Origin of the sequence: Guyparkeria sp. WRN-7 (genome assembly GCF_001641825.1) — a bacterium.
In the GTDB taxonomy this organism is placed as follows: domain Bacteria; phylum Pseudomonadota; class Gammaproteobacteria; order Halothiobacillales; family Halothiobacillaceae; genus Guyparkeria.
On record NZ_LRFH01000003.1, the window covers coordinates 193,783 to 207,057 of the forward strand.

The window sequence follows — 13,275 nt, forward strand, 5'->3', positions numbered from 1 at the left end:
GATTTCGCCGATTCCGATGACGAATCCGGGACGACCACTCTCGCCGCCGCGGGCCCGATCAGCCGCGCCGGGTATCAAGCGCGTCGCGGGTGGCCTCGCCGACGAAGATCAGCAGCACCAGCGTGCCGACCAGGACGAAGAAGGTGGAGACCGACAGCCACCAGGCATCGATGTTCGCCTTGCCCTGCGACAGCAGCTCGCCCAGCGATGGCGTGCTCGGCGGCACGCCCAGGCCGAGGAAGTCGAGACTGGTCAGCGCCAGCACGGCGCCCGAGATGCGAAACGGCAGGAAGGTGATCACCGGCGTCATCGCGTTGGGCATCAGGTGGCGGAACATCAGACGCGGACCGGAGACGCCCAGCGCGCGGGCAGCCCGAACGTAGTCGAGGTTGCGCCCCTTGAGGAACTCGGCGCGGACGTAGTCGGACAGCCCCATCCAGCCGAACAGGGCCAGCAGGGCGAGCAGCAGGCCGATCGACGGCTCGAAGATCGAGGCGAAGATGATCAGCAGGTACAGCTCCGGCAGCGCCGACCAGACCTCGATGAACCGCTGGAAGACGAGATCGGTCTTGCCGCCTAGATAGCCCTGCACGGCACCGGCGAGCACGCCGATGGCCGTGCCGATCACCGTCAGGGCGAGCGCGAACAGCACCGAGATGCGAAAGCCGTAGATCAGGCGGGCGGCGACGTCGCGGCCGCGATCGTCGGTGCCCAGCAGGTGCCGGCTGTTGGGCGCGGCCGGATTGGGCTCCTCGTTGTAGTAGTCGATCGTGTCGAAGGAGAACGGGATCGGCGCGCGCAGCGCCCAGCCGTTCTGCTTGATCAGCTCGATCACGTGCGGGTCGGTGTAGTCCGCCGAGGTGGCGAAGTCGCCGCCGAAACGGGTCTCGGGGTAGTCGTTCCACAGCGGGAACAGCAGCTCGCCCTGATACTGGACCAGCAGCGGCCGGTCGTTGGCGATCAGCTCCGCGCCGAGACTGAGGATAAACAGCGCGAGAAACACCCACAGGCTGATCCAGCCACGGCGGTGGCGACGGAAGCGCTTCCAGGCCCGCGCCGCCGTCGAGATCTGGCTCTCGGCGCCGCTGCCCTTGGCGACGGCGGATTCGGCGCCGGCATCCACGATCGACATCAACAGACTCCTATCGCACGGCTTCGAAGTGGATACGCGGATCGACCCAGACATAGACCAGGTCGGAAAGCAGCTTGCCGAACAGGCCGATCAGGCTGAAGACGTACAGCGTGCCGAGCACCACCGGGTAGTCACGCTGCAGCACCGCGTTGTAGGACAACAGTCCCAGCCCGTCGAGCGAGAAGATGGTCTCGATCAGCAGACTGCCGGTGAAGAACGCGCCGATGAACGCCGCGGGGAAGCCGGTGACGATCGGGATCAGCGCGTTGCGGAAGACGTGGCGGTAGAGCACCGTGCGCTCGGCCAGCCCCTTGGCCCGGGCGGTCAGGACGTACTGCTTGCGGATCTCCTCGAGGAAGCTGTTCTTGGTCAGCATGGTCATCACGGCGAAGTTGCCCACCACCATCGCGGTGATCGGCAGCACCAGGTGCCAGAGGTAGTCGAGGATCTTTCCCATCAAGGAGAGCTGCTCGAAGTTGTCCGAGGTCAGCCCGCGCAGCGGGAACCACTGCACGAAGCTGCCGCCGCCGAACAGCACCAGCAGCACCAGGCCCAGCACGAAGCCGGGGATGGCGTAACCGACCAGTATCACCGTCGAGGTGATCGAGTCGAACTTGGTGCCGTCGCGCACCGCCTTGGCCACCCCCAGCGGGATGGACACCAGATAGGTGAGCAGGAAGGTCCACACCCCGAGGCTGATCGAGACCGGCAGCTTCTCGACGATCAGCTCGCCCACCGATCGCTGGTAGAAGTACGACTCGCCCAGATCGAAGGTGAGATAGTTGCCGAGCATGTCGCCGAAACGCTGCCAGGCCGGCTGGTCGAAGCCGTAGAACTCGCGGAACTGCTCGATCTGCTCCTCGCCCAAGCCCTGCTCGCCACGGTAGAGCCCGCCGGTGAACTGACCGCCGGACTCGGCCGCTGCGCCCTGGGTGCCGCCTTTCAGCTGCATCATCAGCTGCTCGACCGGCCCGCCGGGCACGAACTGGATCACGGCAAACGAGATCAGCAGGATGCCGAACAGCGTCGGAATCATCAGCGCCAGGCGCTTGGCGATATACGCCCCCATCTAGTCGCCTCCCTGCGTGCTTGCCGGCCTGGCCGGGATACGCGAGACCGGGGCCTCGCCCTCGCAGTTCTCGATGCAGACCACCCGGCGATCGACCTGGCCGCCGCAACCGACGTAGCACTGGTCGAAGGCGGGCTGACAGCCGCACTCGAAACTGCATTCCTGGTCGATCACCTGCTCGCGAATCGCGGCGCGACTGGGCGCTTCCGGCGGCACCGGCGGGTCGTCGAAGTAGCGGTCGGTGTACCAGAACGGATCCGGGTAGCCGTAATAGAACGGATGGCGATAGAAGCCGAAGCTCAGGGTGCGGTCGAGCTGGTAGTACTGGCGCTCGCGCATGTAGACACGGCGCTCGGCCTCGCACTGACGCAGGGCCTGGTCGAAGGCGGCATCGACCCTGGGCTCGATATTGGCGATGCAGGACTGGCGGCGCGACTGGCAGTCGGCCTGGCAGGCCTGCATGTCCGTGTGACAGCCCTTGAGACAGGCCTGCCCCGCCTCGGTGGCCGGCGGGACATAGCGCACTTCGGTCGCATAGCGAGGGCCGGCACAACCGGCCAGAAGGAGGGCCAGTCCGGCCAGGAGGGCCGGACCGGTGACCGGGAGCCCGTTGAAGATGCGCATCATGCCTTTCCTCCGTCGAGGTGACTGACATCGTTGACCACCGGGCCGGGCTGCGCCTCGGCGTGGGTCTCCCACCAGCTGCTCATCACCCACTCGGCGGCGCTGAAATAGCGCGGCAGCGGGTCGTCGTGATAACCGAAACGGTTCCACCACGCCATGCGGTGGGCGCCGATGTACCAGTTGGGAATCAGGTACTCGTTCCACATCAGCACGCGGTCGAGTGCCCGGCAGGCAGTCACCAGCGCCTCGCGGTCCTCGGCGTAGATCACCTCGTCGATCATCGCGTCGACGGCCGGGTGCTCGATGCCGCAGTAGTTGCGCGAGCCCTCGCGGCCGGCCGAGGCGCTGCCGAAGAATTCGCGCAGTTCGTTGCCGGGCGACTGCGACTGACCGTAGGAAATCACGGTCATGTCGAAGTCGAAGGCGTTCATGCGCCGCTGGTAGAGCGCCACGTCGATGGTGCGGTAGGACACGTCGATGCCCAGCCGGCGCAGATTGTAGGCGAACGGGGCGACGATGCGCTCGAAACCGCGCTGGGCGAGCATGATCTCGAAGCGGAACGGCTCGCCGCGCGCATCGCGCAGCCAGCCGTCGACCACGTCCCAGCCAGCCTCGGCCAGCAACTGCTGCGCCTCGACCAGGTTGGCGCGCTGGGCCTCGGGGTCGGGGGCGAACGGTACCACGTGCGGCTCGCGGAACAGCGCCGGCGGCAGCTGGTCGCGGAACGGCTCGAGCAGTTCGCGCTCGCGCCCCTGCGGCACGCCGGTGGCCGCCATCTCGCTGTTGGAGAAGTAGCTGTCGCAACGGCTGTACTGGCCGTAGAACAGGTGCACGTTCGACCAGTGGAAGTCGAAGGCGAGGTTGAGCGCGCGGCGCACGCGGCGGTCGGCGAACAGCGGCCGGCGGGTGTTGATGGCGAAGCCCTGCATGCCGGCGTTGTTGTGATGCGGAATCTCGCGGCGGCGAATCCGCCCCTCGGCGAACGGCTTGCCCTCATAGGCCCGCGCCCAGCGCTTGGAATTGGTCTCGTGGAAAACGTCGAACTCGCCGGCCTTGAACGCCTCGAGCGCGACGGTCTCGTCCTTGTAGTATTTGAAGCCGAGCGTGCGGAAGTTGTGCACGCCCTGGGCCACACCGAGATCCCGTGCCCAGTAGTCGTCACGGCGACGATAGCGGATGTCGCGACCGAAATTGATCGCCTCGATCTCGTAGGGGCCACTGCCCGGCAGCGGGGTGCGCGAGTACTCGGCGAAATCCACCTCGGCGAGCTGATCGCGGGAGAACACCGGCAGCTCGCCGATGATCATGTGCAGCTCGGGGTTCACCCGGCGGAAGTCGAAGCGTACGTGGCGGGCATCGACTGCCTCGGCACCGGCAACATCCGCCCAGTAGTAGCGATAGCGCGGGTGGGCCGACTCCCCTACCAGGGTCTCGAAGCTGAAGACCACGTCGTGCGCGGTCACCGGCCGGCCGTTGGCGAAGCGGGCGTCGGCATTGACGCGGAAGGTGGCCGACAGGCCGTCCTCGGCCAGCTCCAGCCGGTCGGCCAGCAGACCGTAGACCGAGAACGGCTCGTCCCAGGCCCGCACCACCAGGGTGTCGAACAGCAGGCTGTTGGTGCCGGTCGCCGCCAGCCCCTTGAGGACGAAGGGATTGAGCGAATCGAAGGTGCCGAACACCGACAGGGTCAGCGAGCCCTCGCGCGGCGCGCGCGGATTGACGTACTCGAAGTGCGACAGGTCCGCCGGGTAGCCGGGGTCGTAACCCAGTGCCTCGGCAAAGCCCGCCGCCCGCGACAGCCCCGGCCAGGCACCCAGCGCGGCGATGCCGCCGAGACCGGCCAGGCGGCGCAGGAACAGGCGCCGGTCGGGCGAGAGCAGGTTCACGCCCCGCGGCGGGTCGGCCGTCTCGTCGGTGACCGAGGGGCAATGCGGCGTTGTGGGATGCTTGTTGGTCATCAGGCGAATACAATACGGTGAAAATCGAACGCAGACCAAGCATCGTCCGGCGGTTTTCGCCGTCGGCCCGGTGCGGCCGTCGCCACCCTTTCGAACACAAGGAGAGACCCATGGGATTCCTATCCGGCAAGCGTGCCCTGATCACCGGCATCGCCAACAACCGCTCGATCGCCTACGGCATTGCCGAGGCCATGCACCGCGAAGGCGCCGAACTGGCCTTCACCTACCTCAACGAGCGCTTCAAGCCGAAGGTCGAGAAGGCCACCAAGGACCTGGGTTCCTCCATCTACCTGCCGCTGGACGCCACCGATGACGAGCAGGTCGACAACCTGTTCCCGGCACTGGCCGAGCACTGGCCGGAAGGCGTCGACATCGTCATCCACGCGATGGCCTTCGCCCCGCGCGAGGCCCTCGACGGCGACTTCCTCGACGGCATGTCCCGCGAGGCCTTCGCCCAGGCGCACGACGTCTCCGCCTACTCGCTCGCCGCGCTGGCCAAGGCCGGCGAGAAGTACATGCGCGACGAGGGCGCGCTGCTGACTTTGAGCTACCTCGGCGCCGAGCGCGTGATGAAGAACTACAACGTCATGGGCGTGGCCAAGGCCTCGCTGGAGGCCACCGTACGCTACCTGGCCGGCTCGCGCCTCGGCGAGCGCGGCATTCGCGTCAACGCCATCTCCGCCGGCCCGATCAAGACGCTGGCCGCCTCGGGCATCGGCGACTTCAAGGGCTTCCTCGACTACGTCGCCACCAACGCGCCGCTGCGTCGCAACGTCACCATCGAGCAGGTCGGCAACACGGCCGCCTTCCTCTGCTCGGACCTGGCCTCGGGCGTGACCGGCGAGAATGTGCACGTCGATTCGGGCTACTTCATCACCGGCATGGGCCGCTGCGAAGACTGATGCTTGTCGCCGCAAGCGGAACAGGGGCGCCCTCGGGCGCCCTTTTTCGTTTCCGGGGACGCAAAACGCGTGCGCTTGCGATAAAAACCGGGGTCCCAGGCGAGAAAACTTTGATTGGAAAAGGCCTCGGGCCGCCCCCAACATTCCTGACAGGGAATATCAGATATTCATTAAGTACTGGAGGAAACAGGACGTTATGGACACCGGTATCCGCAAGATCTTTCACTTCGGCGAGGTGGTCGGCGATTACCCGGTTCGGGTGATCAACGAGCGCGAGGCACGGGCGGCGGCCGGGCTGCTGGCCCTGTTCGCCGGCTTCGCCTTCGCCCAGGGCTTTCTCGCGGGCAACTTCATGTGGGAGCGCCTGCTGATTCTCGCCTTCGCGGTGGAGTTCGGGATTCGCGTGCTGGTCAATCCGCAATTCGCCCCGTTCATGATCATGGCGCGCCTGATCACGCGCAATCAGGAGGTCGAGTACGTGGGCGCACCGCAGAAGCGGGTCGCCTGGGGCATCGGCCTGGTGATCGCCGCCTTCATGATCTGGGTGGTATTCATCGAGGCGAACACGGGCCTGATGAACCTGATCGGCTGTTCGGCCTGCCTGTTCTTCCTCGCCTTCGAGGCGGCCTTCGGCATCTGCCTCGGCTGCGTGACCTACAACCTGCTCACCGGCCAGAAGGCGCAGCTCTGCCCGGGCGGGGCCTGCCGGATCAAGCAGATCGAGCCGATCCAGCGGGTGAAATGGTGGCAGGTGCTGCTGGTCGTGGGCTTTCTCGCCCTGCTGTGGGCCATCCCCGAGTACAACCTCTGGAACATCCAGAACAACATCGAGGTGACCGACCAGAACTTCGAGGACATCGATCTGGACAGCCTCTCCTACTGACGAGGCCCCGGAAAGCAGAAAGCCCGCCGAATGGCGGGCTTTTTTCGTGGTGACCGGCCTGTCGGCCGGCGTCTATCAGCGCCGCTCGTCGACCGCGACCGGCTCGCCCGCCTCGATCTCGTCCGGACGGGTATCCATCAGTACGCGCTCCTCGCCGCGCAGGCGGGCGACCACCACCGCGCCGGTGGCATCGCTGTAGACGTTGACCGAGGTACGCAGCATGTCGAGCAGCCGGTCGACCACCAGCAAGAGCCCCATCGCCTCGAGCGGCAGGCCGAGCACCCCGAGGATCAGGGCGATGGCCACGAGACTCGCCGAGGGGACGGCGGCCACGCCGATCGAGGTCACCAGTGCAAGCACCACGATCAGCACCTGCATCGACAGCGACAGGTCCACGCCGTAGGCCTGCGCAATGAACAGCACCGCCGCGCATTCGTACAGTGCCGTGCCGTCCATGTTGATGGTCGCCCCCAGCGGCAGGACGAACGAGGAGGTCTCCCGGGAGACCTTGGCCCGTTGCGTGAGCGCATTGAGCGTGACCGGCAGCGTGCCCGCCGAGGAACTGGTGGAGAAGGCCACCAGCAAGGCCGGCCAGATCGCCTGGACGAAGCGGATCGGCGAGCGGCGCGCCACCAGCCAGATCACCAGTGGCAGGACCACCACCGCGTGGATCGCCAGACCGATCACCACCGCCATGAAGAAGTCCAGCATCGGCAGCAGGACCGACAGGCCGCTCTCGGCGATCACGCCGGCGACCAGCGCGAACACCCCGATCGGCGCGACCTTCATTACCCAGTGGGTGATCTGGATCATCACGTCCTGCACGCCGGCCCAGAAGTCCTTGACCACCTGCTGCTTGGGCGAGGTCACGCGGGTCAACGCGATGCCGAACAGGATCGCGAAGAAGATCAGGCCGAGCATCTGCGCCTCGGCACCGGCGGCAACGATGTTCGCCGGCACCATGTCGCGCAGGATATTGAAGAACTCCGAGAGCTCCTTGCCCTCCAGCCGACCGCTGACCTCGTCACCGATCGGCGGTAGGGCAACCGTCTCGGCGAGCGGCTGACCGTCGGCCATGCCCGGCAGAAGCGTATTCATCACCAGCAGCGCCGTGGTCACGGCGAGCGTGGTGGAGAACAGGTAGTAGATCGCCGTACGTCCGGCCAGTGCGCCCACCCCGCCGGCACTGCCGATGCTGGCCACCCCTGAAATGATCGAGGCCACGATCAGCGGCACGATCAGCATCTTGAGCGCATCGAGGAACAGGCCGCCGACGAAGGCGTAGATGCTGCCCAGGGGAATGCCGGCCGCCTCGGTGCCGAACAGCGCCCCCATGACGAAGGCGGCGATCAGGGCGGTCACGATCTGCCAGTGCAAGGCCATGGCTCAACTCCGTCTGGTCCGCCACACCGGTGGCGGGTCAACTCGGCGGTACTCAGTCGAGATTGTCCTCGCGGACCTCGACCTCGGACTCGGCGCGCAGCGAGCGTATGAACGCCTCGATCAGACGGTTGGCCTGATTGTTCTGCAGCTGGATCGCCATGCGCGACCGGGTCTCGGCATCGAGCTGTCCCGGCTTGCCGGCCTTGACCGCCCGCAGGGTCACCACGGCCTTGTCACCGCCCTCGAGGGTGGTCGTCGCGGTGGCCACGTCTCCCTCGCCCGGCGGGGTCAGGGCGAAACCGGCGGACAGGGCTGCGGCCGGCATGGCCTCGTCGGCGTCGCGACGCTCGTACCAGGCCGGTGCCAGCCAGGTGGCTGCCGCATCGGCCTCGGCCAGTTCGGCCGGCTCGGACCCCTTGGCCAGGGCATCCTCGAGTGCATCGGCACGCTCGGCCAGGGTCGTCTCCAGCGTCTCGGCACGCCATTGCGCGGCGACCTCGTCGCGGACGGCCTCGAACGGACGTGCCTCGGCCTCGCGGTGGGCCTCGACACGCACCACCACGGCATGACTGTTGTCCAGCTCGATCAGCTCGCTGTTGAAGCGTTCGCCGAGCACGGCCTCGTCGAAGGCCGCGGCCCGGACCGCCGGGTGCTGGCCGATGCCCTCGCCCGCGTTGCGGCTGATCCAGTCGCTGTCCTGCACCGACAGGTTGAGGGCCTCGGCAGCCGGCACCAGGCTGTCGGGCTGCTCGTAACTGGTGCTCGCCAGCGTTTCGGCGGCGTCGTAGTAGGCGCTTTCGGCCTGATCGCGGCGCAGATCGGCGAGCAGTTCGTCGCGAACGGCGTCCAGCGACGGCACCTCGGCCTCGCTGACCTCGTACACCTGGATCAGGTGCCAGCCGAAGCGGGTACGCACCGGCTCGCTGACTGAACCCTCGTCGAGCTCGGCGACCGCTTGGTAGAACGACTCGGCGATATCGCCCTCCTCGATACGACCCAGATCGCCACCGTCGTCACGGCTGCTGGCATCGTCGGAAAGCTCGGCGGCCTTCTCCGCGAAGGTCGCTTCCTCGTCGAGGATCGCCTGACGCGCGGCCTCGAGCTGCTCGCGGGCCGCCTCGACAGCCTCGGCATCCGCATCACTGGGCACCTGGATCAGGATGTGGCGGGCCTTGCGTGCGGTCTCGCCTGCCTGACGGGCGGAATAGTCCTCGTAGGCCGACTGCAGGGCCGCCTCGCTGATCTCCTGGTCGGCCGCCAGCGCCTCGGGGGTGATCTCGACGTAGGCAAGGCGCACCTGCTCCGGACGTTGGAAGTCCGCCTTGCGCTCGTCGTAGTAGGCGCGCAGGGTCGCCTCGTCGGCCGGCTCGATGCCTTCGGCGACCGTGTCGCGGTCGAGACGCATCAGACCCAGCTGGCGCGACTGGTCACGCAAGGCGACCAGCTGCTGCACCTCGGGGTCGGTGACGAACGCACTGCCGACCAGGGCGTTGTCGAGGGTGTTGAACAGAAGATCGCGGCGGATGTCGTTCTCGAACTGCTCCACCGACATGCCCTGCTGGGCCAGGCGGCGCTGGTAGATCTCGCGATCGAACTGGCCGTCGGTCTGGAACGCCGAGATGTCGCGGATAGTGGCGGCCACCAGCTCGTCGGGAACCACGTAGCCCTGCTCGCGGATGAAGGTGACCAGCAGGCGCTCGTTGATCATCTGGTCGAGCACCTGACGCTTGAGGCCCATCTGCTCGATCATCTCGGCGGTGATCTGGCGATTGCTCTGCGCGATCAGCTGCTGGCGACGGTCGCTGAAGGCCTGGTCCAGCTCGCGCGCGGTGATCTCGGTGCCGTCGACCACGGCGACCGGCTGCTCCTTGCCGCCACCGAGGTACTCGCCCACGCCCCACAGCGCAAACGGAATGCTGATCAAACCAACGATTACATAAGCCAGCCAGCCGCGAATCTTCTCGCGGATATCCATCAACATGTCTACGTCACTCCCGTCTCGGGTCTGTCTGTGTGGGGCGTTGCCGCGTCGCCGCGCTCAGTCGGGCCGCGCGGACCGTGGGCATGATAGCAGGCGGGGCGCAACCGGCACACGGGCTTGATCCAGACCATGCCCCGGCCCCGCTTCAGGCAAAAAGAAAGGGGCGTCTCCGCCCCTTCTCGTTGGATGCGTGGCCGGCGATCCGGCCCGCACCCGCAATTTCTCTGTTCCCGGTCGATTAGTTGACCGCGTCCTTGAGACCCTTGCCTGCCTTGAACGACGGCAGCTTGGAGGCCTTGATGTTGATCGTTTCACCGGTACGCGGGTTACGGCCAGTGCGGGCTTCGCGCTCGCGAACCAGGAACGTGCCGAAGCCAACCAGCGTGACCTGGTCGTTCTTCTTCAGCGCACCACCAACAGCATCGATGAAACCGTCCAGGGCACTCGCGGCCGCCGACTTGGAAATACCAGCGTTCTCGGCCATCGCATCGATCAGTTCAGATTTGTTCATACCTTGTCATCCCTTGGTGAAAAAAGTGTCTGTTCGGGTCCCGGCTCAACGCGCGTCCCCGTCGGGGCGCCGCGCAGCTGGCCACCGCACGGAAACAGCGAAAACAGTTATACAAGTGCGACCTTCGGCGTGTCAACACGCAAATTGCCCGCTCAAGGCGCATTCTGACGCGACAGGTAGTCAGGCAAACCGCTGAATTCAACTACCAGCCCGGCAACCGGCGCGGACCTCTCCAAACGACACCGCCCCTCCGAATCAGAGGGGCGGTGTGGTTTTCTTGCACGTGGGCGGGCCGTAACCGGAGGCACACGGTCCGCCGGCGTACGCTACGGCGTGCCGGCTCAGTGCGCCAGGTTCTTGCCCTTGCCGCCGCGCTTTTTCTTCTCGATCAGGCCGACATCGCCTGACGGCGTGGTCTCGTTGGGCATCGGCATGCGGATCAGCGCCGCTTCGAGCACCTGGTCGATCCAGCGCACCGGACGGATATCGAGCTTCTTCTTGATCTGGTCGGGAATCTCGGCCAGATCCTTGCGGTTCTGCTCGGGGATCAACACCGTCTCGATGCCGCCACGCTGGGCTGCCAGCAGTTTTTCCTTGAGCCCGCCGATGGGCAGCACCTCGCCGCGCAGGGTGATCTCGCCGGTCATGCCGACGGTTGCCTTGACCGGGATGCCGGTCAGCGCCGAGACGATCGCCGTGCACATCGCCCCGCCCGCGGACGGGCCGTCCTTGGGCGTCGCGCCTTCCGGTACGTGCACGTGGATGTCGGTCTTCTGGTTGAAGTCCGGATCGATGCCCAGGGCATCGGCACGCGCCCGCACCACCGTCAGGGCCGCCTGGATGGACTCCTGCATCACCTCACCGAGCTTACCGGTGTACTTGAGGTTGCCCTTGCCCGGCACGGTCGTCGCCTCGATGGTCAAGAGATCGCCACCGACCTCGGTCCACGCAAGCCCCGTGACCTGGCCGACCTGGTCGGTCTCCTCGGCACGACCGAAGTCGAAGCGCTGCACGCCCAGGTACTTGTCGAGGTTCTTCGGCGTGACCGAGACGCCCGACTTGTCCTTGGCCGTGATCAGCTCGCGCACCACCTTGCGGCAGATCTTCGCCAGCTCGCGCTCGAGATTGCGCACGCCCGCCTCACGGGTGTAGTGGCGGATGATGTCGCGGATGGCGTTGTCGCTGACCTTGAGCTCGCCGTCCTTCAGCCCGTTGGCCTTGATCTGCTTGGGCAGCAGGTAGCGCTTGGCGATCTCGGTCTTCTCGTCCTCGGTGTAGCCGGCGATGCGGATGGTCTCCATCCGGTCGAGCAGCGGGCCGGGAATGTTGTAGCTGTTCGCCGTGCAGACGAACATCACCTCGGACAGGTCGATGTCGACGTCCATGTAGTGGTCGGCGAAGGCCTTGTTCTGCTCGGGGTCGAGCACCTCGAGCATCGCCGCGGCCGGATCACCGCGGAAGTCCGAGGCCATCTTGTCGACCTCGTCGAGCAGGATCAGCGGGTTCTTGGTGCCGACCTTGGAGAGCGCCTGCACGATCCGGCCCGGCAAGGCACCGACATACGTCCGGCGGTGACCGCGGATCTCGGCATCGTCGCGCACGCCGCCCAGGGCGATGCGGCCGAACTTGCGATTGGTCGCCTTGGCGATCGACTTGCCCAGCGAGGTCTTGCCCACACCCGGCGGGCCGACCAGGCAGAGGATCGGACCGGCCATCTTGCGCACGCGGGTCTGGACCGCGAGGTACTCGATGATCCGCTCCTTGACCTTCTCCAAACCGAAGTGATCGGCCTCGAGCACCGCCTCGGCGGCCTCGAGATCGTGCTTGATGCGGGTGCGCTTCTTCCACGGCACCGACACCATCCAGTCGAGGTAGCTGCGCACCACCGAGGCCTCGGCGGACATGGGCGACATCATCTTGAGCTTGTTGAGCTCGGAGCGCGCCTTCTCGCGCGCCTCCTTGGTCATGCCGGCCTTCTCGATCTTGTTCTCGAGATCGTCCAGCTCGTTGCCACCATCCTCGAGCTCGCCCAGCTCCTTCTGAATGGCCTTCATCTGCTCGTTGAGGTAGTACTCGCGCTGGCTCTTCTCCATCTGCTGCTTGACCCGTCCGCGGATGCGGCGCTCGACCTGCAGCGTGTCGATCTCGGACTCGATCAGCATCATCAGCCGCTCGATCCGCTGATGCAGGTCGATGGTCTCGAGGATCGCCTGCTTCTCTTCCAGCCCCAGGGCCATGTGCGCGGCGATGGTATCGGCCAGACGCGAGACGTCGTCGATACCCGACAGCGAGGTCAGCACCTCCGGCGGGGTCTTCTTGTTGAGCTTGACGTAGCTCTCGAACTGGTTGAGCAGCGCACGGGCCTCGAGCTCTACTTCGCGCTCGTCGACGCCGCTGGTCGACTCGATCGAGTGCACCTCGGCGGTCAGATGGCCGTCGAACTCGTGCACGCGGTCGAGTTCGACGCGCTCGATGCCCTCGACCAGCACCTTGATGGTGCCGTCGGGAAGCTTGTGCAGCTGCAGGATCGAGGCAAGCGTGCCCACGCCGTGCAGATCCTCGATGCTCGGGTCATCCTTCTCCGCATCCTTCTGCGCGACCAGGAGCAGCTGCTTGCTGCCCTTGACCGCCTCGTCGAGCGCAGCGACCGATTTCGGCCGGCCGACAAACAGCGGGATCACCATGTGCGGATAGACCACCACATCGCGCAGCGGCAACACGTCGACCTGGCGCGGCGAACCCGGGATGACTTCGGAGGATTGTTCGTTGTGACTCATGTGTCGGTATACCTGTAGCGCCTTCTCGGCGGTGTATGCGAGGTGTCCGCGGCCA

At 66.2% G+C, this 13,275-nt stretch carries 10 protein-coding genes; 2 read left to right on the forward strand and 8 right to left on the reverse strand.

What is annotated here, in order from left to right; genetic code table 11:
* Nucleotides 1-58: 58 nt before the first annotated feature.
* From AWR35_RS02320 to AWR35_RS02335, 4 genes are read right to left on the reverse strand one after another with little or no spacing between them, the layout of a single operon-like run.
* Complete coding sequence (locus AWR35_RS02320; RefSeq protein WP_058574346.1) at nt 59-1,132, reverse strand: ABC transporter permease; 1,074 nt, start codon at nt 1,130-1,132, stop codon at nt 59-61.
* A 10-nt stretch (nt 1,133-1,142) separates the two neighbouring features.
* A complete protein-coding gene (gene yejB, locus AWR35_RS02325) occupies nt 1,143-2,201 on the reverse strand; it encodes a microcin C ABC transporter permease YejB (RefSeq protein ID WP_058574347.1) in 1,059 nt (352 codons plus the stop codon).
* Nucleotides 2,202-2,828, reverse strand: a complete 627-nt coding sequence (locus AWR35_RS02330; RefSeq protein ID WP_058574348.1) for a hypothetical protein — start codon at nt 2,826-2,828, stop codon at nt 2,202-2,204. It lies immediately after the preceding gene.
* Nucleotides 2,825-4,783, reverse strand: a complete 1,959-nt coding sequence (locus AWR35_RS02335; RefSeq protein WP_082663853.1) for an extracellular solute-binding protein — start codon at nt 4,781-4,783, stop codon at nt 2,825-2,827. Before AWR35_RS02335 ends, AWR35_RS02330 begins: the two co-directional genes overlap by 4 nt.
* 110 nt (nt 4,784-4,893) lie before the next feature.
* Between AWR35_RS02335 and AWR35_RS02340 the strand changes: the two genes are divergently transcribed.
* The gene (locus AWR35_RS02340) at nt 4,894-5,685 is read left to right on the forward strand and encodes an enoyl-ACP reductase (RefSeq protein ID WP_058574349.1); all 792 of its coding nucleotides are present in this window, start codon (nt 4,894-4,896) and stop codon (nt 5,683-5,685) included.
* 196 nt (nt 5,686-5,881) lie between these two features.
* Complete coding sequence (locus tag AWR35_RS02345) at nt 5,882-6,568, forward strand: DUF4395 domain-containing protein (protein WP_058574350.1); 687 nt, start codon at nt 5,882-5,884, stop codon at nt 6,566-6,568.
* Nucleotides 6,569-6,643: 75 nt separating this feature from the next.
* On the opposite strand, the gene AWR35_RS02350 is transcribed toward AWR35_RS02345, so the two are convergent.
* The 4 genes from AWR35_RS02350 to lon form a co-directional block, all read right to left on the reverse strand.
* Nucleotides 6,644-7,951, reverse strand: a complete 1,308-nt coding sequence (locus AWR35_RS02350; RefSeq protein WP_058574351.1) for a dicarboxylate/amino acid:cation symporter — start codon at nt 7,949-7,951, stop codon at nt 6,644-6,646.
* Between the two features lie 52 nt (nt 7,952-8,003).
* Nucleotides 8,004-9,932 (reverse strand): SurA N-terminal domain-containing protein, encoded by a 1,929-nt coding sequence (locus tag AWR35_RS02355; protein ID WP_058574352.1) that lies wholly within the window; start codon nt 9,930-9,932, stop codon nt 8,004-8,006.
* A 238-nt stretch (nt 9,933-10,170) separates the two neighbouring features.
* A complete protein-coding gene (locus AWR35_RS02360; RefSeq protein ID WP_058574353.1) occupies nt 10,171-10,443 on the reverse strand; it encodes an HU family DNA-binding protein in 273 nt (90 codons plus the stop codon).
* 341 nt (nt 10,444-10,784) lie between these two features.
* The gene (gene lon / locus AWR35_RS02365; RefSeq protein ID WP_058574354.1) at nt 10,785-13,220 is read right to left on the reverse strand and encodes an endopeptidase La; all 2,436 of its coding nucleotides are present in this window, start codon (nt 13,218-13,220) and stop codon (nt 10,785-10,787) included.
* Nucleotides 13,221-13,275: the final 55 nt, after the last annotated feature.

Excerpts from the sequence above, each read along its gene's own strand:
- AWR35_RS02340 (WP_058574349.1), top strand. The coding sequence starts at position 4,894 with ATGGGATTCCTATCCGGCAAGCGTGCCCTGATCACCGGCATCGCCAAC.
- AWR35_RS02345 (WP_058574350.1), top strand. The coding sequence starts at position 5,882 with ATGGACACCGGTATCCGCAAGATCTTTCACTTCGGCGAGGTGGTCGGC.
- AWR35_RS02360 (WP_058574353.1), bottom strand. The coding sequence starts at position 10,443 with ATGAACAAATCTGAACTGATCGATGCGATGGCCGAGAACGCTGGTATT.
- lon (WP_058574354.1), bottom strand. The coding sequence starts at position 13,220 with ATGAGTCACAACGAACAATCCTCCGAAGTCATCCCGGGTTCGCCGCGC.
- AWR35_RS02330 (WP_058574348.1), bottom strand. The coding sequence starts at position 2,828 with ATGATGCGCATCTTCAACGGGCTCCCGGTCACCGGTCCGGCCCTCCTG.
- AWR35_RS02350 (WP_058574351.1), bottom strand. The coding sequence starts at position 7,951 with ATGGCCTTGCACTGGCAGATCGTGACCGCCCTGATCGCCGCCTTCGTC.
- AWR35_RS02335 (WP_082663853.1), bottom strand. The coding sequence starts at position 4,783 with ATGACCAACAAGCATCCCACAACGCCGCATTGCCCCTCGGTCACCGAC.
- AWR35_RS02355 (WP_058574352.1), bottom strand. The coding sequence starts at position 9,932 with ATGTTGATGGATATCCGCGAGAAGATTCGCGGCTGGCTGGCTTATGTA.
- yejB (WP_058574347.1), bottom strand. The coding sequence starts at position 2,201 with ATGGGGGCGTATATCGCCAAGCGCCTGGCGCTGATGATTCCGACGCTG.
- AWR35_RS02320 (WP_058574346.1), bottom strand. The coding sequence starts at position 1,132 with ATGTCGATCGTGGATGCCGGCGCCGAATCCGCCGTCGCCAAGGGCAGC.